Origin of the sequence: Nonomuraea sp. NPDC059194, from assembly GCF_042754765.1 — a bacterium.
Taxonomy (GTDB): Bacteria; Actinomycetota; Actinomycetes; order Streptosporangiales; family Streptosporangiaceae; genus Nonomuraea.
Genome location: NZ_JBHZBH010000002.1, coordinates 236,058 through 257,356, shown reverse-complemented (window position 1 = coordinate 257,356; position 21,299 = coordinate 236,058). Strand labels below are relative to the sequence as shown.

Annotated in this window: 19 protein-coding genes; 7 read left to right on the top strand and 12 right to left on the bottom strand. The window is 71.8% G+C overall.

Annotated features, from left to right (window positions below; translation table 11 throughout):
• The first annotated feature begins 38 nt into the window (after positions 1–38).
• Complete coding sequence (locus tag ACFXJ8_RS03900) at positions 39–740, top strand: lysophospholipid acyltransferase family protein (RefSeq protein ID WP_379642277.1); 702 nt, start codon at positions 39–41, stop codon at positions 738–740.
• On the opposite strand, the gene ACFXJ8_RS03895 is transcribed toward ACFXJ8_RS03900, so the two are convergent.
• A complete protein-coding gene (locus ACFXJ8_RS03895; RefSeq protein WP_379642276.1) occupies positions 737–949 on the bottom strand; it encodes a hypothetical protein in 213 nt (70 codons plus the stop codon). The genes ACFXJ8_RS03900 and ACFXJ8_RS03895 overlap by 4 nt on opposite strands.
• Before the next feature lie 88 nt (positions 950–1,037).
• Between ACFXJ8_RS03895 and ACFXJ8_RS03890 the strand changes: the two genes are divergently transcribed.
• Positions 1,038–2,387, top strand: a complete 1,350-nt coding sequence (locus tag ACFXJ8_RS03890) for an MFS transporter (protein WP_379642275.1) — start codon at positions 1,038–1,040, stop codon at positions 2,385–2,387.
• Here the strand turns inward: ACFXJ8_RS03890 and mmuM are convergent.
• The 5 genes from mmuM to ACFXJ8_RS03865 all read right to left on the bottom strand — a co-directional run bounded on the left by mmuM (position 2,320) and on the right by ACFXJ8_RS03865 (position 7,924).
• A complete protein-coding gene (gene mmuM, locus ACFXJ8_RS03885) occupies positions 2,320–3,186 on the bottom strand; it encodes a homocysteine S-methyltransferase (protein ID WP_379642274.1) in 867 nt (288 codons plus the stop codon). The two genes, ACFXJ8_RS03890 and mmuM, sit on opposite strands and share 68 nt — an antisense overlap.
• A 159-nt stretch (positions 3,187–3,345) precedes the next feature.
• Complete coding sequence (locus ACFXJ8_RS03880; RefSeq protein ID WP_379642273.1) at positions 3,346–3,684, bottom strand: hypothetical protein; 339 nt, start codon at positions 3,682–3,684, stop codon at positions 3,346–3,348.
• Positions 3,681–3,866, bottom strand: coding sequence for a hypothetical protein (locus ACFXJ8_RS03875; RefSeq protein WP_379642272.1), 186 nt, complete (start codon positions 3,864–3,866; stop codon positions 3,681–3,683). Before ACFXJ8_RS03875 ends, ACFXJ8_RS03880 begins: the two co-directional genes overlap by 4 nt.
• A 306-nt stretch (positions 3,867–4,172) precedes the next feature.
• Positions 4,173–6,971: a VIT domain-containing protein gene (locus tag ACFXJ8_RS03870; RefSeq protein ID WP_379642271.1), complete on the bottom strand. Its 2,799-nt coding sequence runs from the start codon at positions 6,969–6,971 to the stop codon at positions 4,173–4,175.
• Positions 6,968–7,924, bottom strand: coding sequence for a MerR family transcriptional regulator (locus ACFXJ8_RS03865; RefSeq protein WP_379642270.1), 957 nt, complete (start codon positions 7,922–7,924; stop codon positions 6,968–6,970). The genes ACFXJ8_RS03870 and ACFXJ8_RS03865 overlap by 4 nt, the downstream gene beginning before the upstream one ends.
• A gap of 110 nt (positions 7,925–8,034) precedes the next feature.
• Here ACFXJ8_RS03865 and ACFXJ8_RS03860 point away from each other — a divergent pair, with 110 nt between their 5' ends.
• Positions 8,035–8,502, top strand: a complete 468-nt coding sequence (locus ACFXJ8_RS03860; RefSeq protein ID WP_379642269.1) for a Dps family protein — start codon at positions 8,035–8,037, stop codon at positions 8,500–8,502.
• A gap of 55 nt (positions 8,503–8,557) precedes the next feature.
• Here ACFXJ8_RS03860 and ACFXJ8_RS03855 read toward each other — a convergent pair whose 3' ends face one another.
• Positions 8,558–11,260: a P-loop NTPase fold protein gene (locus ACFXJ8_RS03855; protein WP_379642268.1), complete on the bottom strand. Its 2,703-nt coding sequence runs from the start codon at positions 11,258–11,260 to the stop codon at positions 8,558–8,560.
• Between the two features lie 142 nt (positions 11,261–11,402).
• On the opposite strand from ACFXJ8_RS03855, the gene ACFXJ8_RS03850 reads away from it, so the two are divergent.
• Positions 11,403–12,494, top strand: a complete 1,092-nt coding sequence (locus ACFXJ8_RS03850; protein WP_379642267.1) for an alkaline phosphatase PhoX — start codon at positions 11,403–11,405, stop codon at positions 12,492–12,494.
• On the opposite strand, the gene ACFXJ8_RS03845 is transcribed toward ACFXJ8_RS03850, so the two are convergent.
• Positions 12,491–13,414, bottom strand: a complete 924-nt coding sequence (locus tag ACFXJ8_RS03845; RefSeq protein WP_379642266.1) for a GNAT family N-acetyltransferase — start codon at positions 13,412–13,414, stop codon at positions 12,491–12,493. The two genes, ACFXJ8_RS03850 and ACFXJ8_RS03845, sit on opposite strands and share 4 nt — an antisense overlap.
• Positions 13,415–13,445: 31 nt before the next feature.
• On the opposite strand from ACFXJ8_RS03845, the gene ACFXJ8_RS03840 reads away from it, so the two are divergent.
• Positions 13,446–14,372: a lactonase family protein gene (locus ACFXJ8_RS03840; protein ID WP_379642265.1), complete on the top strand. Its 927-nt coding sequence runs from the start codon at positions 13,446–13,448 to the stop codon at positions 14,370–14,372.
• Here ACFXJ8_RS03840 and ACFXJ8_RS03835 read toward each other — a convergent pair.
• The 3 genes from ACFXJ8_RS03835 to ccmA all read right to left on the bottom strand — a co-directional run bounded on the left by ACFXJ8_RS03835 (position 14,369) and on the right by ccmA (position 17,453).
• Positions 14,369–15,073: a Clp protease N-terminal domain-containing protein gene (locus ACFXJ8_RS03835; RefSeq protein ID WP_379642264.1), complete on the bottom strand. Its 705-nt coding sequence runs from the start codon at positions 15,071–15,073 to the stop codon at positions 14,369–14,371. The two genes, ACFXJ8_RS03840 and ACFXJ8_RS03835, sit on opposite strands and share 4 nt — an antisense overlap.
• A 182-nt stretch (positions 15,074–15,255) precedes the next feature.
• A complete protein-coding gene (locus ACFXJ8_RS03830; RefSeq protein ID WP_379642263.1) occupies positions 15,256–16,785 on the bottom strand; it encodes a DUF6297 family protein in 1,530 nt (509 codons plus the stop codon).
• Between the two features lie 38 nt (positions 16,786–16,823).
• The gene (ccmA, locus tag ACFXJ8_RS03825) at positions 16,824–17,453 is read right to left on the bottom strand and encodes a heme ABC exporter ATP-binding protein CcmA (protein ID WP_379642262.1); all 630 of its coding nucleotides are present in this window, start codon (positions 17,451–17,453) and stop codon (positions 16,824–16,826) included.
• Positions 17,454–17,593: 140 nt separating this feature from the next.
• On the opposite strand from ccmA, the gene ACFXJ8_RS03820 reads away from it, so the two are divergent.
• The gene (locus tag ACFXJ8_RS03820) at positions 17,594–18,547 is read left to right on the top strand and encodes a phosphotransferase family protein (protein ID WP_379642261.1); all 954 of its coding nucleotides are present in this window, start codon (positions 17,594–17,596) and stop codon (positions 18,545–18,547) included.
• Between the two features lie 64 nt (positions 18,548–18,611).
• On the opposite strand, the gene glpK is transcribed toward ACFXJ8_RS03820, so the two are convergent.
• A complete protein-coding gene (gene glpK, locus ACFXJ8_RS03815) occupies positions 18,612–20,078 on the bottom strand; it encodes a glycerol kinase GlpK (protein ID WP_379642260.1) in 1,467 nt (488 codons plus the stop codon).
• A gap of 149 nt (positions 20,079–20,227) precedes the next feature.
• On the opposite strand from glpK, the gene ACFXJ8_RS03810 reads away from it, so the two are divergent.
• On the top strand, positions 20,228–21,253 hold the full coding sequence (locus ACFXJ8_RS03810) for a 6-phosphofructokinase (RefSeq protein ID WP_379642259.1): 1,026 nt from the start codon (positions 20,228–20,230) through the stop codon (positions 21,251–21,253).
• The last annotated feature ends 46 nt before the right edge of the window (positions 21,254–21,299 follow it).

Genomic DNA, 21,299 nt, shown 5'->3' with positions numbered 1-21,299 from the left:
AAGATGATTACCGACTGTTCCGAGGGAGAGGTGGCCAGGTGTTCTATTGGGTGGTCAAGGCCATCTTGTCGCCGTTCCTGCATCTGGTTTTCCGGCCGTGGGCCGAGGGCCTCGACAACGTGCCGCGCCAGGGTCCTGTCATCCTCGCCGGCAACCACCTGTCCTTCGCCGACCACTTCTTCGGCGCGCTCCACCTGCCGCGCAAGGTGATCTCGCTCGGCAAGTCCGACTACTTCACCGGGCGCGGCGTCAAGGGGTTCTTCACCCGGCTGTTCTTCAGCGGCGTCGGCACCGTGCCGATCGACCGCTCCGGCGGCAAGGCCAGCGAGGCGGCGCTGCGCACCGGCAAGCGCATCCTGGCCGAGGGCCATGTGCTCGGCATCTACCCCGAGGGCACCCGCTCGCCCGACGGCCGCCTCTACAAGGGCAAGACGGGCGTGGCCAGGATGGCGCTGGAGTCGCGGGTGCCCGTCATCCCGTGGGCGATGGTCAACACCTTCGAGATGATGCCGCCAGGACGGCCGCTGCCCAAGCTCGGCATCAGGCCAGGCGTGCGCTTCGGCAAGCCGCTCGACTTCTCCCGCTACTACGGGATGGAGGACGACCGCCTGGTGCTGCGGGCCGTCACCGACGAGATCATGTACGCGCTGATGGAGCTGTCGGGCCAGGAGTACGTCGACAAGTACGCCGCCAGCGCGAGGGTCGAGATGGAGCGCGCGGCACGCGCGGAGCGAGGTTAGCTTCGCCCGCTGTCGAGGAACACTCGCCTGACCGTGGCGCGCAGCCAGGCGTGGGCGGCATCGGCGTCGTGGCGGGGATGCCAGGCCTGCGAGATCTCCAGCGCGGGCAGCTCCAGCGGGATCTCGAACGTCACCAGACCGAGCGCCGCCACCGCCTCGGGCGCCTGCCACGCGCCCACCATTCCGACCAGGTCGGAGTCGCGCAGCACGATCAGCGACTGGGTGAAGGCGAGTTAGGTCACCTCCGATCCTACGGTGAGGACGTCTCCCGTTCCCACCTGTTTCGAGGGGTTTCGCATGCCCGAAAGATCCAGGGTCCTGGCCGTCATGGCGGCCGCGGTCACCCTGGCGGTCTCCCTGGTGGCCGCCGTCAACCTGGCCATCCCCACCCTCGCCGCCAGCGCGCTGCGGCCCAGCTCGTCGCAGCTCGTCTGGATCGTCGACGCCTACGTCATCGTCTTCGCCTGCCTGCTCATCCCCGCCGGCGCGGCCGGCGACCGCTACGGCCGCAAAGGCGTGCTGCTCACCGGCCTCGGCGTGTTCGCCCTCGGCAGCCTGATCGCCGCGCTCGCCCCCACGACCGGTGTGCTCATCGCCGCCAGGGCGCTCAGCGGCGCGGGCGCGGCCCTCATCATGCCCGCCTCGCTGTCGCTGACCGTCGGCGTCCACCCGCCCGAGGAACGCGGCAAGGCCATCGCGACCTGGACCGCCGCCACCGGCATCGCGGGCGTCGTCGGCAACGTGGGCGGCGGGCTCATCATGCAGTACCTGCCGTGGCAGGCGCTGTTCCTGATCCCCGTGCCGATCGCCGGACTGCTCGCCCTGCTCACCGCCCGGATAGCGCCCAGGCTGCCCCGCCACCACGCCGACCTCGACCTGCCCGGTGCCGCGCTGCTCATCGCGGGCTCCGTCGCGTTGCTGTTCGGCGTCATCGAGGGGCCCTCGCACGGCTGGATCAGCGCCCCCGTGCTCGGCGCCTTCGGCGTCGCCGCCGCGCTGCTCGCCGGCTTCGTCGCCCACCAGTTCCGTACGGCGGGGCCGCTGCTCGACCCGCGCCTGTCCGCCAGGCCGGGACTGCGCGCCGGCACGCTCGGCGTCGCCGCCCTGTTCTTCGGGCTGTTCGCGCTGTTCTTCGTCAACGCCCGCTACCTGCAAGAGGTCATGGGCCTGTCGCCGCTGCTCACCGGCGTCGCGATCCTGCCGCTCACGCTGCCGATGATCGTGCTGTCGCGGCTGTCGGCGCGCCTCGACCCGCGCAAGGCGATGCCGGCCGGGCTCGCACTCGTCGTGATCGGGCTGGTCGCGCTGTCCTTCGTCGGCGCCGGCACGCCGTACGTGATCTACGCCATCGGGCCCACGCTCATGGGCGGGGGCATGGGGCTCAGCCTGCCGCCCCTCTCACACCGCGCCATGGCCGCGCTGCCGCCCGAACGCGCCGGGCTCGGCTCCGGCCTCACCAGCGCCGCCCGTGAGCTGGGCAGCGCCGTCGGCGTCGCCGTCATGGGCAGCGCCCTGGCCACCCACGGCATGTCGGCCGGGTTCCTCGTCGTCGCGGCCGTCGTCCTCGCCGGTGCGCTGCTCACCCTGCGGTGGCTGCGCGCACCTGCTTCACATGCTCAGGCGTCGTCCGGCAGCAGCCTCCGATGAACGACGCGCCCAGGTCCTTCCACTGCCTGGCGGCCTGGCCGTACTCCATCGGGTCGGCGAACCCGCGCCAACGCTGCGCCTCCGCATCCCACGTCTCGCCCGAGTTCGGATAGACGACGACCGTGAACCCGGCCAGCTCCCCGATCAGCCCCGAGATGTGGGACGGCGCCGTGCAGTTGACGCCCACCGCGACGACCTGCGGGCTGTCGGCGAACAGGGCCGCGGCCCGCCTGATCGGGGTGCCGTCGTTGAGATGTACGGCGTCGCGACACGAGAAGGCGATCCACGCCCTCACCTCGGGTGTCTCCTTCAGCAGGCGGCTGAGCGCCTTGGCCTCGGCGAACGACGGGATGGTCTCGCACGCCAGCAGGTCCGCGCCCGAACCGGCCAGGATCTCCCACCGCGGGCGGTGCCAGTCGGCCAGGCCGTCCTCGTCGAGGTCGTAGACGCCGGTGTACTCCGCGCCGTTGGCCAGATAGGCGCCGTACGGGCCCACACTGGCGGCGACCAGTCCTCCGCCCGCCTCGTCCCTGGCCTGGGTGGCAAGCTCGACGGAGCGGGTGATGAGGTCGGCGGCCTCCCGCTCGGACAGGCCGCGCTTGACGAAGGCCGGAATGGAAGCCTGGTAGCTGGCGGTGGTGGCCACCTGCGCGCCTGCGGCGAAGTAGTCGGCGTGGACGCGGCGGATGAGGGCGGGGTCTTCCAGCAGCAGCCGCGCCGACCACAGCTCGTCGCGCAGGTCGGCGCCCAGCGCTTCGAGATGGGTGGCAAGGCCGCCATCCAGGACAAGTGTGCTCACGCCTTCACCTTATTCGCACTTCTCCCGCCGGTTTCCTCCCCGCCACCCCCGGCCCGCCTCCGACGGCGGCCAACCCGGTACCGGAGCCTGGCCCGCCATGCCACCTGACAACAGAAAGGCCCCTTCCCGCGTGGGGAAGGGGCTGATGATGCCTCGGGCTTAGGAGGGCAGTCTCCGCTGGACGTCGATCAGGATCTCCAGCATCTGAGTCTGGGTGTCCTGAAGCGTCACGACCTTGGCGTCCATCGTCGTGACCTTTTCGTCCATCGTCGTGACCTTGGCGTCCATCGTCGTGACCTTTTCGTCCAGCGTCGCGACCTTGGCGTCCATCGTCTCGACCAGCGTCGTGACCTTGGCGTCCAGCCTCTTGACTCGTTCACCCACTCCGTTGATCCGGTTGGTCAGGGCCTCGGCGGCCTCCATCTGGTCCGCCCGGATCTGGATCAGTTCGTTCTCCAGCACCGTGGCGAGCCGGAGGCTGACGTCCTTGATGCTCACTTCGACTCCTCGGGCCGCTCGATGCCGTAGTGGTCGAGGAGCAGATCCACGCCCTGGCGGGTATATGCCACATCCTCGTGCAGGTCAGCGATCTCAGCCTTGATCGCGGCCACGTCCTCGCCCGTACGGAAGGCCCCAGCCTCCAGAGCGGTGAGAGGCTCTACCGTGGTCTTTGTGCTCAACTGTTGATCTCCCTTACCGTGGGGGGTAAGGGACCTGGCTGCTTTCCTCAGTCAGGTCCCGCTTCTGTGAGAGTAGCCCGGACCGGCGCTTCGTCGCCGGTCAGTAGTGGTACTTGGTGGGTGCTGGAGCACCTCGGTGAGGGGCAGGGCTGGCTCCAGAGGGAAAGCGCTGGACGGACCAGCGGTGCGTGCCCCGGCCAGTGTGAAGGTGACGGTTCCGGTTGCCTCCAAGGCGTGGTAGGGGGGTGAAGGCCGGGCGGGTGGACCATCCAGCCCGGCCTTCGGTCGGCTCGTCAGACCGGTCGGTCAGCTCCGCTTCCAGAACGGGCGAGAGCGGGTGGCCTCCGTGGAGGGGCCGCCAGTGGTCTCCGCGGAGTGGTCGGCGGTGGTCTCGGTGCGGTGGCCGCCGGTGGTGGGGCCGCCTACGAGCCTGGTCAGGACCTCGACCGCGCGGGTCCAGAGGGCGTCCGCGTCGGAGTCGGGGTGTTCGGCCGTCTCCAGTTCGGTGGCCAGCGCCGACAGTTCGGGGTGACCGCCGAGGTAGGCGGACAGGGCGGCCAGGCGACTACCGAGATCGGCCAGGTAGAGCCGGCGGTCGACGAGGACCGTCTTCAGCCGCTCGAGTTCGGCGACGAGTTGCGGCCTGATCAGGTCGAGCTCGTGCCGTACCACTGGCTGCGGCGGACTGACCCTGCCGCGGGCCGGTCTGGCTCTGCGGCTGAAGGACGGGGTGCCGCCCATCGTGGAGTCGCCGGGGCCGCCTCGGGCCTGCTCGTCGTCCATCCAGTCGATACTCGGCTGGGCGGTGGGACTGCCACCGAAGCCGGGGGCATCGCCGAGCGGAGCGGAGGCACCGGGCTCGGGGAGGGCACGCGGCAGGCCCGGGCCTGCCGGTTGGCCGGGGCGGGGCCGGGGCGGGGCGGCCGGAGCCGCGGCGACCATGGCGGTGAACATCATGCCGGACGCCGAGGGCGGCATGGGAGGCATCTCCCATCCGCTGGGCGGTTCGACAGGCTGGATCACCCGGTGTTCCGGTGCGCCCTCGGCGACCTGGTGGGTGTCGATCGCGACGTAGGCGGTGAAGCGGCACAGCACGCCGTAGGTGAGCGACGTCTCCACGATCCTGGGCTCGAGGTCGCGCTCGCCCATGGCGTAGCGGTCCTCGAGGTCGCGCAGGTGGGCACGGGCCCAGATCGCGCGGATGGCCGGGTTGTCGACCACGGTGGCCGGGACGGTCTCCTCCCACGGCGTGCCGCCCGCCAGTCCGTGGACGGTGACGGACGAGCCGTCGCGGTAGCGTCCTGACACCGTCAGCGGGACGCCGGGGAAGATCGAGCCGAGGTGGGTGACGGTGTCGGGCTCGACGTCGAGGCCCTTGAGCGAAAGGTCGGTGACCAGCGGAGCGCCGATCCTGCGGTGGATCTGCTCCATGGCGGCGTCGAGGCGGTCCTCCGACTCGACCAGCTCGCAACGGCCCGCGCCGAGGGTCGCCAGCCTGCCGAGGAAGCCCGCGTTGACGGCTCTGTCGATGCCGACCACGTGGACGCGCATGGCCGACAGCGCGCCTCCCGCCTGCTCCAGGATCTGGTCCTCGTTGCCGACCTGGCCATCGGTGACCAGCACGACGACCCTGTCACGGGCGCCCTGCCCATCGCCGGGCACGGTGGCCGACCCCGCAGCTCTGGCTGTCCTTCCGGCGACGATGCCCCCTGAGCTTTCGGCGTTGCCTGACTCTGCGGTGGTGGCTGAGCTCATGGGGCTGTTCGAGCCACTTGGCGTCGGCGAGCCGGGGGCGGTCGGCGAGCTCGGGGAGCTGGCCGAGGCCCGGGGAGTGTGTGGATCGCCGGGGGTGGCTGAGATCTCGGGTGTGCCCGAGGCCGGGGAAGTGTGCGGATCGGCAGGGGTGGCCGAGGCCCGGGGAATCGGTGAGATCACCGGGGTTGGCGGGTTGGTGGTCGTTTCGACGGCGGATGGGTGGGTGAGCAGGGCGATGGCCTGCTGGAGCGGGGCGAGCAGTTCGGTGCCGCCGCGGGCGTCCACCCTGGACAGGTGCTCGACCGCGCGATAGCGGTTGCGGTCGGACGCCTCGCGCAGCCCCTCGAACGCCTGCTCCACCACCGAGTCGAACGTCAACACCGCGAACCTGTCGTCGGTCGTCAGCGTGTCGACGATGCGGGCGGCGGCGCGTCTGGCCGCCACCATCTTCCAGCCGGTCATGCTGCCCGAACGGTCGAGCAGCAGCACCACGTCGCGCGGGGTACGGCGTTCGCGCAGCGCGGGCGGCAGCACGGTCAGGTTGAAGGTGCCGTCACCGTCGAGCAGCAGCGCCGTCGACGCCTCGAAGCCCATGCGGAGGATGAAGTCGCGGTCGAGGCGCTCGCCAGGCTGGAGCTCGACGGTCGTGCCCTCGCGCTGGACGACGTGGAGGCTGGAGGCCAGTTCGCGCAACTCGAGACCCGCGGGGTCAATGTCGGCGCGCAGCGACAGCCGTACCGGATGGGGAAAGCCAGGCAGCAGCACGGGTGGCGTGATGCGGGAGGCGTCGGGGACCGCACCGGTGTCGGGGGCGACGCCGCCGCCCGCGGGAGCGCCGTCGAGTGGGTCGCCGGGGATGTAGCGGGGCGCGACGACCAGGGGGAAGCGGAAGGTGGCCGCGCCGTCCTCGTACGGCAGCGGCTGGCTCAGCGTCAGGCGTACGGTGACCCGCTCGCCCGGCAGGATGTTGCCGACGGTGATCGTGAAGACGTCGGGCCTGTCCTCCTCGGCGAGCGCGGCCCGCCTGCCCTCGGCCAACGCCCTGTCGTAGTCGGCTCTCGCCTGGCCGCGTTCCTTGAGCACCCCCTCGATCAGCCGGTCATCGGCCTCCATCGTGAACCTGGTCACGGCCGCCCTGTCGGGAAGCGGGAAGACGTAGGTCGCCTCCAGCGTCACGCCGAAGGGGTTGTGGAAGCCCTGCGCCACCTCCACCCCCGCGATCAGCCCCGAGATGCGCGTGGCTACGTCGACGCTCTCCAGCGGCAGGTTGCCGCGTTCGGTCCGCAGCGCGCCCATGCCGGCCTCGGGGACCGGCAGGCACTCGGCCGGGTCCAGCGAAATGATCTTCATGTCGCGCTCCCTTCGTGGAGGCGGCGCTCTTCGAGCACCGTGAGAAGCGGTCCGGCGGCGGCGAGGACTGCCTCGAGGTCGGCTTCGGACGGGGTACGGCCCGCCCCGTCGATGAGCAGCGTCACGCCCTCTGCCAGCCGTACCCCGTGGACGGGCCATGATCGGGGGCCCGGCTCGGGGGCACGGGCCCAGAACCGCGGCCTGCCCGTCTCCTCGCCCAGCCACACGGTGTCTGGCGTGCGGTCCGGAGACCCCTGAAGGGCGGGGGAAGGCCGCCCGGTGTCGGGGTCGTCGAACGGCGCGGTGGCGGGGGAGTGCGGTAGGGCGGAGGGTGGCCGTCCGGTGTCGCCTGGCGTGGGGGGCGAGGCTGGTTCGAGGCCATCGTGGACCTCGGGTGGTGCAGAAGGTTCCCCCGTGGGCGGTGGGGCGGGGGATGTCACGGCGTGGTCATGCCTCAGGTCCTCGGCGATCGCGGGCGCAGGCGCGGCAGAGGAGGCCGGGGAGAGCGGAGCTCCGGGCTGGGGGGCCGCGGAGGGGGAAGACCCACGGGCCCGACTCGCGGTGGAGGGAGGCGCAAGGGGCGGTCCCATGGCGGAGAGACCTCCAGGGGGCGGATCCACGCGCTCGGGGCTGGGGGAAAGGCCGGGGAGGTGGGCGGCCTGGGCGAGCATCGCGTCGGTGGCGCCGGTCAAGGCCACCTGGATCTCCGCGATGGACGACCCGTCGGCCTGCATCCGCTTGATCGCCACCAGCTGCAACAGGTGACGCCGGCCGTAGAGGGCGACCCTGCCGCGCCTGGTCAGCGGCGGGTCGAGGAGCCCGATCGTGGCATACCACCTGATCAGCCGCTCGCTCGGCACCTCGCGCACCCGCCCGTTGGCCTGCGGGCCCGACGTGCGCAACTCGCCGGCCGCGCGCCGTGCCAGCTCGCCGATCGTCCAGGTCTCACTCATGCTGCAAGAATGACACTGTCACCGTTGCAGTGTCAAGGTGGGGAAGATTCGGCCGGTGACATGGGTTCTTCAAGATGAGAACTGATTGTCGAGCGACGAGAGGACACCTCATGGCTACGATCACCGGACCGCTTTCGGGTGAGGCGCGCAAGGTCGTCGCGGAGGCTCTGCAGGGGGCGCTGGTCGATCTGATCGATCTCTCCCTGGTGGCCAAGCAGGCGCACTGGAACGTGATCGGCGCGCACTTCCGTCCGCTGCACCTGCAGCTGGACGAGCTGGTGGCGGTGGCCCGCGAGCACGCCGACACCGTCGCGGAGCGGGCCGTCGCGCTGGGGATCAACCCGGACGGGCGTTCGGCCACGATCGCGGGGTCGACGAAGCTGCAGCAGCCCGAGCAGGGGTGGATCGAGGACGGCAAGGTCGTCGCTACCTTCACCGACATCCTCGAAGGGGTCACCAAGCGGATGCGCGAGCGCGTCGCCGCGACCGACGAGCCCGACCCCGTCACCCAGGACCTGCTGATCGCCGTCACCCAGGACGTCGAGAAGCAGCACTGGATGTTCCAGGCCCAGCGCTAAAGGGCCAGCGCCGGCGAAAGGCGCCAGCGCGGACGAAAGCGGCCAATGCTGGAAGCTAGAGGAAGAGGGCGGCCAGCGCGGCGACCGGCGGGCGGGTGGCGAGCAGGAGGCGCAGCGCCTCCTCCGCCGCCCCGTGCGTGTCGACCTCGGCCTCCATGAGTGCCCGCAGCCAGGCGTCGCCGTCGCCGCGCAGCGCCGCCCGTTCCAGCCGGTCGAGCACGGTCGCGCCCGGATGCGCCTCCGTCGACAGGGTCGACAGCAGGTGCGGCCATCCGACCGTGAGCGCGGCCAGCTTGGCCACCGCCGCGTCCGGCGTTCGCGGCGCCCCGGCCAGCTGCCGCCGGTAGGTGACGAACGAGTAGAAGCGGAACACGTTGAGGTACCGCTTCACCTCGCGCGGGTTGCGCAGGTCCAGCCACGGAAGTGTGGCCTCGATGGCGTGGAAGGCGTTCTCGTCGCTGTAGAGGTCGCCGAAGACGCGGTCGGCCGCGCGCCGTACCTCCTCGGGGCGGGCGCCGAGGGCGGCCTGCGCGTGCCTGACACTGTGCTCCAGCGTCGCCGAGGTGGGCGACAGCCGCCTGATGGCCGCCTCCACCTTGTCGATCTCCTCCTCCCGCACGGGTTCGAGGGACGGCGGCGCCTCGCCCGACGGCAGGCCGAGCAGGGCGCGCAGGTAGTGGGGCAGCCGCTCGTCATCGAGTTGCGGCACGCTGAGCGGCAGCTGCACGATCTTCTCCAGGAACCGCCAGCCGACCCCGTCCGGCAGCCGCAGGCCCCGATAGGCGTTCTCGACGTGGGCGGCGACCACGTCAGGCTCCATCGCCAGCACGAAGACGCAGTTGGGGAACTCGCCCGCCAGAAACAGGTTGATCGCCTCGATGACCTGCGCGACCGTCCCCGACGAGCAGCGGTCGAGGTCGTCGACGAACACCACGAGCGGCCGTTCGGGCGTGGCCACCAGGTCGAGCACGTTGCGCAGGTCGGTGTGCACCAGGTGCAGGAAGCCCGCCCTGCCGCGGTAGTCGTGCTCCAGGCCGAGCCCGAGCGGGTCGGGCGGGCGCATCAGGCCGCTGAAGCTGCCGCCCGCCGACTCGCCGAAGAACCTGGCGATCCGCAGGGTCCCGGCGGTCACGGCGGCCACCGCGCCCGCCGCCCCGATCGCGGCGGCCGTCCCCTTGAGCCAGGGCAGCAGCTGCTCGGCCGCGAGCGACGCGCCCGACAGCAGCCCTGTCCCGGCCAGGCCGATCCCCACGGGCACGAGCCTGGTGAGCGCCAGCTGGTAGGCCTGCCTGCGGACGGACTCCCTGTCGACGCGGGTCAGGTTCAGCTCCAGCCAGAACCTCTCGCGCTCGACGGGGGACAGGCGCTGCGTGACCTGCGTGATGATCTCGTGGGCGAGACCCGCCCACACCTGCTCGCCGTCCTGGTACATCCACGGGTTGAACCAGACCGTCGGCCGCCAGTCGCCGTCGGCGTCGGGGACCGCCCGGTCCTCGCGCGAGGTGACGGCCCGCCGTACCCGATCGAGGATCTCGGCGTTGGTGACGGGGCCGCGCCGGCGGGACGGCGGGCGCAGGCCGACCGGGCTGCCACCGGTCGCCCCCGGATCGAGTAGTTCCTGCACCATCCGCATGAGCGACGTCTTGCCGACGCCCCACGGGCCCTTCACGCCGATCGTCAGCGGCGGCTGGGTGTCGGGGTGGCGGATGAAGGCGGCCATCGCCTCGGCGTACACGCGGTGCCCGAGCCGGTCGTCGAGCGTCCACCGGTCCGGCGTCAGCCGGGCTCTCGGCTGTACGGCGGTGCGGCGGGCGCGCATGCGCCGCAGGCTCCAGGCCAGCCGTTCGGACTCCTCCCGCGACAGCAGCGAGCCGCCGAACTCGCGCACCGCCCGGTGCGGCGCCGGCGCCAGACCCCACCTGACCAGCTCGTCCAGGCCCTCGCGGGCGTCCAGCAGGTCGGCGTGGTCGGCCGTCAGCTCCTCGGCGGGCCCGAGGAGCGCGGCCACGGGCAGCAGCCGTCGCGCGGGCTCGCTCAGGTGCAGGTCGTGGACGCGCGCGACGATCTCCGCGGCCGACTCCGGCACCTCCCGCTCGCCGGCCGCCCTCAGCATGGCCGCGGTGTGCGCCAGCGCCGCCTCTCCCGCGGTACGGCCGGCGCTGACGGTCACGTCCTCGATGTCGCCGTGGCTGAACATGATCGCGCGCAGGTCGGAGCCGAGCTCCTCGTAGCTCCGCTTCGCCATGCCGTACAGATCGGACACCGTCACCGCGTCGCGCCGCGCGAGCAGCCCGTCGGCCAGCAGCTCGGTCAGCGACGGGGCGGGTCCTGGGCGTTCGGCGGCGTTGCCCAGCGAGGCCGTCAGCGCCGCGGCGGCCACCGGCGGATCGCCAGGCACGTCGAGGCGGGCGTGGCCGGGCTCGTCGGGGCCGCTGTGCAGCACCCAGCCGAAGTCGACGACCAGCAGCAGCGCCGCCGCGCACGAGTCGCCGAGCCGCCGCGCGAACTCCGAGATCAGTCCCGTGAACGCGCTAGGCACCCACGCCGAGCCCGCGGGCCAGCGCACCAGCAGCAGCTCGCCTGGCCTGGCCGACTGGAGGAACGCGATGAGGGCGGGAAACGGCGCCTCGGCCTCGCCGGTACGCACCTCGAACCCGCGCTGCCGCAGCGCGTGGGCGAGCCTGCGGGAGGGCTCGCCGTCCAGGAAGACCAGCGCCCTGCGCGCTTTGACCCTGGGAGCGAGCTGCATGGGTGTCATGTCCAGAATGCTGGGGCTCCGGATCGGCTTCCGGAGCAGGGTTTGCGCAGAGTTTGACGGCGAGATCCCCTTCCATTCATGTCGTTCCGCTCCACTGGGTAGGGGCTTGGGCCTAGCGTGACAACTGACAGGGAGGGCCCACATGTTGCGCAGAACTCTCCTCCGCACGGGCGCCGTCGTCGTCGGCTCGCTGTGGCTCGGCTCGTCGAAGGCGTACGCCTCCGCAGGCCCTTACGGCCCGCTCCAGGAGCCGAACGCCGACGGCCTCGCCCTTCCCAGGGGGTTCACCGGCCGCGTGGTCGCCCGCTCGGGCCGCAAGGTGGCGGGGCTGACCTGGCACGCCGCTCCCGACGGCGGCGCGTGCTTCCCCGACGGCGCGGGCTGGATCTACGTGTCCAACTCCGAGATCCCGCTGCTCGGCGGCGTGTCCGCGCTCAGGTTCGGGGCCGGAGGGGCCGTCCGCGACGCGTACCGGATCCTGTCGGGCACCAACCTCAACTGCGCGGGCGGCGCCACCCCGTGGAACACGTGGCTGTCGTGCGAGGAGATCACGCGGGGCCGCGTCTTCGAGTGCGACCCGTACGGCTCCCGCGCCGCCCGCCCCCGCCTGGCCATGGGCCGCTTCCAGCACGAGGCCGCCGCCTGCGACCCCGACCGGCAGGTCGTCTACCTGACCGAGGACGAGCCCGACGGCTGCTTCTACCGGTTCAGGCCGCGCGACTGGGGCGACCTGACAGAGGGCACGCTCGAGGTGCTGACCACCTCGGGCGCCTGGCGGCGCGTTCCCTCGCCCGCCGCGCTCACCAGGGCCACCCGCCACCAGGTCGACGACGCCAGGCACTTCGACGGCGGCGAAGGCTGCCACTACACGGGCGGTGTCTGCTACTTCACCACCAAGGGCGACGGCAAGGTGTGGGCCTACGACGCGGCGGCGGGCAGGCTGCGGACGCTGTCGACCGTGCGCGGCGCCGACAACATCACCGGCACCGGCTCGGGTGAGCTGTTCGTCGCCGAGGACGGCGGCAACATGGAGATCAGCCTGGTCAGCGCCTCGGGAGAGGTCTCGCCGTTCCTGCGGCTTTCCGGACATGGCCGGTCGGAGCTGACGGGGCCCGCGTTCTCTCCCGACGGCAGGCGGCTCTACTTCTCCTCCCAGCGCGGCAGGAGGGGCGACTCGGGCGGCCGCGACGGCCACACCTTCGAGGTGACGGGCCCCTTCTCAGCTGCGCTCTAGAGGTCGCGGGACCAGACCTGTTCGACGACGTCCACCCCGTTCTCGACCGACTTCTCCTCGGAGTCGAGGGTGAACCCGGCCGCCTGGTAGATCCGGCGCGCGCTGTCCAGGCAGTCCCGGGTCCACAGCATGATCCGCCGGTAGCCCGACTCCCGCGCGTGCCGCAGGCACTCCTCCACCAGGCGCCGCCCCAGGCCGAGCCCGCGCGCCGAGGGCTCCACCAGCAGCATCCGCAGCTGGGCCGTGTGCTCGTCCTTGTGCACGCAGAACACCGATCCGACCGGCGTCCCGTCGATCTCGGCGATCCAGCCCGCGTCCTTCTCCGGGTCGTACGCGCTGACGATGCCCGCCACGAGCTTCTCGAAGTCGAGGCCCCAGCCGTACTCCCTGCTGTAGAGCGCCCCGTGCTGCCACACGACCCAGCCGAGGTCGCCGGATCGCGGCGGCCTGATGACGTACGGCGCGCGGGCGGGTGACGCGGCCCGGTCGAGCACCGCCCTGATCGCGGCCATCCCCTCGGTGAGTCGCGACTGCTCCTGCTCGCTCAGCCCGTCGAGCAGCGCGCCGATCTGCTCGCTCTGGCGCCGGTCGAGGCGGGCGAAGAGGACCGAACCCGCCTCGGTGAGCCGTACCACCTGTTTGCGGGCGTCGGTCGAGGCCCGCTCCCTGGAGACCAGGCCGTCGGTCTCGAACCTGGTCAGGATCCTGCTGAGGTATCCGGCGTCGAGGTCGAGCATCCGCCGCAGCTCGCCCGCCTCCAGCACCAGCCCCTCGGCGTTGGCCAGCTCGAACAGCACCCTCACCTCGGTCAGCGAGTAGGGCGAGTCGAGCATGCCGAGCTGCAGGATGCCGATGACCTTGGTGTAGAAGCGATTGAAGGCCCTGATCTCCGCGATCCTTGCCTCGGTCAACGAGTTCATTGACACAGTCAAGCATGAAAGGATGTCCGCTGTGAAGCACCTCTTTATCGGTGGATACGGCCCTGACATCCTCACTGCGAACAGCGAGTTCGACGTGGTCGCGCGGACGGCGGCCGACAAGGCCTCCTTCCTCGCCTTCCATCCGACTCTGCCCGTGCTGTACGCCGTGGGCGAGCAGGACACCGGCACGCTGACCGCCTACACGGTGACCGACGGCGAGCTGTCCGAGCTGGACGGGCGGCCGAGCGAGGGGAGCCAGCCGTGCCACCTGGCCGTGCACCCCGGCGGGGAGCTGCTGGCCGTGGCCAACTACGGCGACGGCGTCGTCAGCCTGCACCGGCTCGACGCGAACGGCGCGTTCACCGGCGACCCGATCGTGCTCACCCACAGCGGCTCAGGGCCGGTGTGGGAACGGCAGGAGCGGCCCCACGCCCACCAGGCCGTCTTCCACGACGACGTGCTGCACGTCTCGGACCTCGGCACCGACGAGATCCGCCGCTACGCCCTCGACGGCCGGGCGCTCGACTTCGTCAAGCTGCCCGCGGGCACGGGCCCCCGCCACCTGGTGTTCGCCGGTGGCCGCTGCCATGTGGCGGGCGAGCTCGACGCCATGGTCCGCACCTACGACGGCGACTGGAACGAGGTGGCGGCCGCCGTCGCCAGCGAGCAGCCGGGCACGAACTACCCCTCGCACATCGACGTGGCGGGCGAGTACGTCTACGTCGGCAACCGCGGCCCCGACACGATCTCCGTGCTGCGCGCCGCCGACCTGTCCATGGTGGCCGAGGTGCCCAGCGGCGCCGCCTGGCCCAGGCACTTCGCCATCGACGGCGCCGCCATGTACGTGGCCAACCAGACCGGCGACACGGTCTCGGTGCTGACCCTGAGGGGCGGCGTTCCCCAGCCGACGGACGTCGTGATCGACGCCGTCGCGCCCGCCTGCGTGCTGCCGCGCTAGCTCGTCGCGAGGAAGCGGGCCAGCAGCCGCTTGACCTCCTGCTCGGTCGCCTCCTTCGTCACGCCCAGGCCGGTCAGCGCCTCCACCGCGGGCCCCTCCTCCAGCGAGAGGATCCCGAGCAGGATGTGCTCGGTGCCCACGTAGTTGTGGCCGAGCCGTAGCGCCTCGCGCAGCGTGAGCTCGAGCGCCTTGGTGGCCTGCGCCGAGAAGGCGATCATGTCGCCCCCGCCGGACCCCGCGGGCACGGCCACCGCCTCCCGTACGGCCTGCGGGCTCGCGCCGAGCGTGGCCATGACCTTGGCGGCGAATCCCTCGGGCTCGTGCAGGAGGCCGAGCACCAGGTGCCCCACCTCGATCTGGTCGTGCCCGCCGTCCCTGGCCTCCGTCTGGGCCTGGACGACGACACTGCGGGCGCGCTCGGTGAAGCGGCCGTAGTTGCGCAGGTCCTCGGCGAGGGTCGGACCGTCCTTGGCCACGAACCGCTTCTGGGCGGCCTGCTTGGACACGCCCATATTGCGGCCGATGTCCGTCCACGAGGCGCCCGAGTGGCGGGCCTGGTCGACGAAGTGGCCGATGAGGTGGTCGGCCACGTCGCCGAGGTGTTCTCCGAGGGTGACCGCGTCGGAGAGCTGGGCGAGGGGGTCGCCCCCGCGGGTCTTGATCGCTGAGATCAGGTCGTCGAGCCTGATGGCGTTCTCCATGCGTCAACCATAGGTTGACGACAGAGAGATCGTCAACCCAGAGTTGACGCTGAGACTGCGAGCGATACTCGTCACCAAGATCGGTCGGCGGTGTCGTCGGGAGGCGGATCGGTGACGACGGACATGGCGGGTCATGGAGGGCCCGGCCTGAGAGCCTGCCAAAGAGGACACTGCCAGGTCGACTACGCCACTCGGCTTCGGTGGACGTAGCCGACGAGGACGGCCGCGCCCAAAGCGGCCTGGGCCGCGAGGAATCCGCCGATCGCGTGCGGCTGGCTCACCAGCGCCACGACCGCCGGGAGGGATCCCAGGACGGCGAGGTCAACGCCGATGAGCGCCCAGATGAGCGGGCCGGTCGGGATGGCGCCGCCCGGGGTGTCGATGACGGGCATCGAATGGTCCACGGGGCCGCGCCGAGCCATCCGCAGGGCCGCCGCGGCGATGGCCGGGGCCGCCAGGGGGCCGAACAGCCACCACGCCCCGGCGGGCAGCCAGCCCGCCAGCGACAGCCCGGTCAGCGCGGTCGCCGTCCAGACGCCGCTGAGCAGCGCTGGCAGCAGGGCGCGCGCGGCCAGCGCCTGAGGGTGGCCGACACCGGCGAGCCGTGCCAGGCTCGGGTTGTCGGCGTCGCGGCGGGCGCCGGAAGTGGCGCCCGCCGCCATCGCCAGCGCGCCCGCCAGTACGGAGGCTCCCACCGCCGCGGGCGCGCCACCCGCCCCGGCCAGCACGGCGGGCAGCGCGGCGGTGGCGAGCATCGCGGCCAGACGTCCAGGACGTCGAGCGGCGCGCACCCAGTCCTGCCAGGCCAGCGCGAACGGCCCGGCCAGGCGCCCGGGCCCGCGTGCGATGCGCAGCCAGGCCGGTGAGGGGCTGCCTGCGCTAAAAAACGGCCAGGGCAGGGACGGCCACGGCCTGGAGCGCAGGCTCCTGGCCCGCCAGTGGTTGTCCTCGGCGATCCAAGTGAGAGCTCCGGGGTCCAGGGTGACGGTGGCGGTCGTGACATGCCCGGCGCGGGTCGAGGCCGCCAGGATCGTCCGTGACGGGATGCGGGCGAGCGCCGTCCACGCCCGCCGGATCAGCAGGGTGGACGTCAGCGCGACGGCCGAGGCGGTGGCCGTCACGGCGGGAAGGGGCGCGGCGGCGACGGCGGCGAGCACGCCGCGCGCCTGGCCGCTGGCGGCGACCACAGCCACCACCAGCAGCGCGACCAGCCCGGCGGTCACCCAGGCGTGCCATGACTGGGACGCCTGGCCGAGCACCGCCAGCGCCATCCCGCCCACGGACGCCGAAACGCCGAGGACCAGCGCGGCCATCAGCCGCCAGACCAACTGGTCGGGAGCGCCCAGCACCGCCAGCAAGCCGAGCCCGAGCCCCGCCCCCACCACGACGGAGACCAGCAGCAGGACACGTCCCGTACGGCCCAGGACGCCCGGCCGATCGAGCGGCGACAGGAGCAGCCAGGCGGCGTCGGCGGCCGTCACCACGACCGGCCCGGCGGCGCGGGCGGCGGCGACGAACCCGGCGTAGGCCAGCACCACCAACGCCACCCCCGGCCCGACCTGCGCGACCTCGACTCGCCCTGCCAGGCCCGCCAGCGCCGACGAGACGGGATTCCCGGCCACCGCCGCAGCCACCGCCAGCGCGAACAGGGCAACGTACCGGTCGAGCAGACTCGCGGGTGCACGCCCCCGCGACCGCACGAACGCTCGCACCGACCGGACCGACCCGGATCCCTGAGGGGGAGAAGCACTCATGCGGCGACCCGCCCGTCCGTCGGTGACACCTGGCGTGCCCGGCCGGCCAGCTCCGGGTCGTGGGTGGCCATGACCACGGTGCCGCCCGCGACCGTGTACTCGCTGAGCAGCGCTCCAAGGCGCTCGCGGAACCCGGCGTCCAAGCCGCGCTCCGGCTCGTCCAGTAGGAGCAGGCTGCTGGGCCTCAGGAGCGCGGCGGCGAGCGACAACCGCTGGCGCTGGCCCGTCGACAGGTTCAGCGGAGGCGCGTCGGCGCGCTCCCGCAGCGCGAACAGCTCCAGCGCCGCCTCGACGGTCATGCGCGGCTCGCCGTGCACGGCCCGCATCAACTCCAGATGCTCGCCGGCGGTCAGCCCCGGATACCAGGCGGGCTCGTCGCTCAGCAGCGCGACGCGCCGCCAGAACGCGGCGTCGTCGGCAGGGGGAGCGCCGAACACGCTGACGGTGCCGCTGGTGGCGGGCTGCAATCCCGCCAGGCAGCGGAGCAGCGTCGACTTGCCGGACCCGTTCGGCCCCACGAGGGCCACCAGCTCGGACGGGCCCACACTGAGCGTCAGCCCGCTCAGCACGGGATTGCCGCCCAGCTCGACCGAGAGGTCATCGACGGCGATGATCGGTTCGCGCATCGTTGGAGCCTAACGACTAAGCCCCGGCGCGGTCGCCTTCAGCACTGCCCTGGACCTCACCACCAACCCGCCGTCCTTCCCCAGCGCCCAGCCAGGCCATCGCCTTCGCCATCGCGGACGCGCTCGAGGTTTTCGCCGCCGTGGGCATCACGGTGCTGATGACGTCGCCGCCGACACTGACGGCGAACTGCTGTGCCGAGCGCTGGATCGGTTCGGTGCGGGCCGAATGCAGCGCTCGACCCGTCAGCGGTCGGTGGCGTGCACGAGGCCGCCCGGGCAGCGGGACGCGGTCAGCCGCGCGGTCGCACGCGATAAACCCGGCGACGTCGATGGTCATCCCCGCGATAATGGCCGACGTGGAGGAGGTCGAGGTCGTCGTCGCCCATCACGAGCGCGCGACCCTGCGCGTCGGTGACGTGTTCCTGAAGATCGACGCCGATCAGACGCGCATCGACGTCGAGGTCGAGGCGATGGCTATGGCGCCGATCCCGACTCCGGAGGTCCTGTGGCGCAAGCCGCCCGTGCTCGCGCTCGCCGCCCTCCCAGGGACGGCACTCGGCCGCCTCGGCGAGCCGTCGATCGCGTCGTCGGCGGCGTGGGCCGCGGCGGGTGCCGCCGCACGGAAGCTGCACGACGCGCCGCTGCCGTCATGGCCCGGTCGGAGCCTCGACGAGATCGCTTCGCACCTCGACGGCGAATGCGAGTGGCTCGTCACGAACGGCGTCCTTCCCACCGGCCTGGTCACGCGTAACCGCCGGGTTGCCGAGGCTGCGCTCCGGCGGTGGACACCGGTGTTCACGCACGGCGACCTGCAGGTCTCCCACGTATTCGTCGACGGTGATGAGGTCACCGGCGTGATCGACTGGTCCGAGGCGGCCCAGGGCGATGCCCTGTACGACCTCGCCACTTTGACGCTCGGACACGAGGAGCACCTTGGCGACGTCGTCGCCGGCTACGGCACCGACGTCGACCTTGACGTGATCCGCGCGTGGTGGTCGTTGCGAAGCCTGCTGGCGGTCCGCTGGCTGGTCGAGCATGGCTTCGACCCGTCCTCGCCAGGCTGCGAGGTCGACGTGCTGAGATCCCGGATGTGAGGCTGCACGAGCCCGACAGCCACGAGTGCCGTTCTGCCGCATCGAGCGGGCAATCTCGACGAGGTCATGGTCCGACGCTCTGGGAGGCACACGCTCGGCTCACGGCGTCGCGCCATCGTTCGTAGGCCGCCTCGTCGCGCTCGCCGGGCTCGAAGCGCCGGTCGAGCCGCCAGGTCTTGCGCAGCTCGTCCGTCGAGCCCCACACGCCCGAGCCCAGCCCCGCCAGGAAGGCGGCGCCCAGCGCGGTCGTCTCCTGGACCACCGGGCGCTCGACCGCGATGCCCAGCTGGTCGGCCTGGAACTGCATGAGCAGGTCGTTGGAGCTGGCTCCGCCGTCGGCCTTCAACGCGGCGACCTCGGGCATCGTCTCCACCACGTCGCGCACCTCGAAGGCGATCGCCTCCAGCGTCGCGCGCACCAGGTGGGCGCGGGTCGTGCCGCGGGTGATGCCGGTGATCGTGCCGCGCGCGTCGGGGTCCCAGTGGGGAGCGCCGAGCCCGGTCAGCGCGGGCACGAACACCACGCCGCCGCTGTCGGGCACCGTACGGGCCACCGCCTCCGACTCGGGCGCGGTGTTGATCAGGCCGAGGCCGTCGCGCAGCCACTGCACCGCCGCCCCCGTCACGAAGATCGCGCCCTCCACGGCGTAGGTGCGCTCGCCCGAGGGTGTCTGCCACGCGACGGTGGACAGCAGGCCCGCGTCCGAGCGGACGATCTCGTCACCGGTGTTGACCAGCAGGAAGGAGCCGGTGCCGTAGGTGCACTTCACCTCTCCGGGGGCGAAGCAGGTCTGGCCGAACAGTGCCGCCTGCTGGTCGCCCGCCATCCCCGTGATGGGCAGGTCGAGCCCCAGGAAGGCCTCGGGGGCCGTCCTGCCGATCTCGCCGTAGTTCGGGACGATCTCCGGCAGCGCGTGCGAGGGGACGCCGAACAGCTCGCACAGCTCCTCCTCCCAGGTGCCGGAGGCCAGGCCGTACAGCAGGGTGCGCGAGGCGTTGGACGGGTCGGTCACGTGCCGCGCGCCCGCCGTCAGCCTGGCGATCAGGTAGGAGTCGACGGTGCCGACCGCCGTCGCGCCCGAGACGACGCCCTCCCACACGCGCGGATCGTGGGCCGCCAGCCACGTCAGCTTGGTCGCGGTGAAGTAGGGGTCGAGGCGCAGCCCGGTCAGCTCGGACACGCGCGGCTCGTGGCCCGCCTCGCGCAGCCTCGCGCAGATGTCGGCCGTCCTCCTGTCCTGCCAGACGATCGCGCGGCGCGGCGCGGCCAGCGTGCGTCGGTCCCACAGGACCGCCGTCTCCCGCTGGTTGGTGAGGCCGACGCAGGTGGGCGCCGCCGAGGCTCCGTCCAGCGCGGTACGGCAGGCCGCGAGCGTCGCCTGCCAGATCTCCTCAGGGGCGTGTTCGACCCATCCAGGATGGGGGAAATGCTGGGCAAACTCCTCGTATCCCCGGGATTCAATTCTGCCCTCATCGGTAACGATCAGGGCGGTTACTCCAGTAGTGCCTGCGTCTATCGCCAAAACACCCACGGCGCCTCACCTTTTGGTCTAGACCAATGTCCGTGCCAGGGGGCACAATGCGTTGCGTCGGCGAGGTTCGTGTCGCCACGCGGCAGGAGTCCGCGCCGATCGCACCGCCCCATTAGTTTGGCCGTGAACCCCATCGGGAGGAACCCGCCATGCGTATTGGAGTGCTCACCGGAGGTGGCGACTGCCCCGGTCTGAACGCTGTGATCAGGGCTGTTGTTCGCAAGGGTGTCAGTGTTTACGGACACGAGTTCGTCGGGTTCAGAGACGGCTGGCGTGGCCCCCTCGAAGGCGACACCATGCCGCTCGACATCCAGGCCGTGCGCGGAATCCTGCCGCGCGGCGGCACGATCCTCGGTTCGTCGCGCACCAACCCGATCAAGATCGAGGGAGGCGTCGACCGGATCAAGGAGAACCTCGCCGCGGCGGGGATCGACGCGTTGATCGCCATCGGCGGCGAGGACACCCTCGGTGTCGCCCGCCAGTTGTACGACCGTGACGTCAAGGTGGTCGGCGTGCCCAAGACCATCGACAACGATCTGTCCGGCACCGACTACACCTTCGGCTTCGACACCGCCGTCAACATCGCCACCGAGGCCATCGACCGGCTCCACACCACCGCCGAGTCCCACCACAGGGCGCTCATCTGCGAGGTCATGGGCCGCCACGCGGGCTGGATCGCCCTGCACGCGGGCATGGCGGGCGGCGCCAACGTCATCCTCATCCCCGAGAAGCCGTTCGACATCGACCGTGTCTGCGAGTACGTCGAGTCGCGCTTCCGCACCCGCTACTCGCCGATCATCGTGGTCGCCGAGGGCGCCCACCCCGTCGAGGGGCAGATGACGCTGCAGGCGGGCGAGCTCGACGCCTTCGGCCACGTACGGCTCGGCGGCATCGGCGAGCAACTGGCCAAGGAGATCGAGAAGCGCACCGGCAAGGAGGCGCGCACCACCGTGCTGGGGCACATCCAGCGGGGCGGCACGCCGACCGCGTTCGACCGGGTGCTGGCCACCAGGTTCGGCCTGCAGGCGATCGACGCGGTCCACGCGGGCGACTTCGGCACGATGGTGGCGCTGCGCGGCACCGACATCGTGCGGGTCGGGCTCGACGAGGCCACCTCGGAGCTGAAGACCGTGCCGGTCGAGCGCTACGAGGAGGCCGAGGTCTTCTTCGGTTAAGCCGATTGCAAGCGGCCGGCCGTACCTTGAGGGCAGAGCGGGAGTC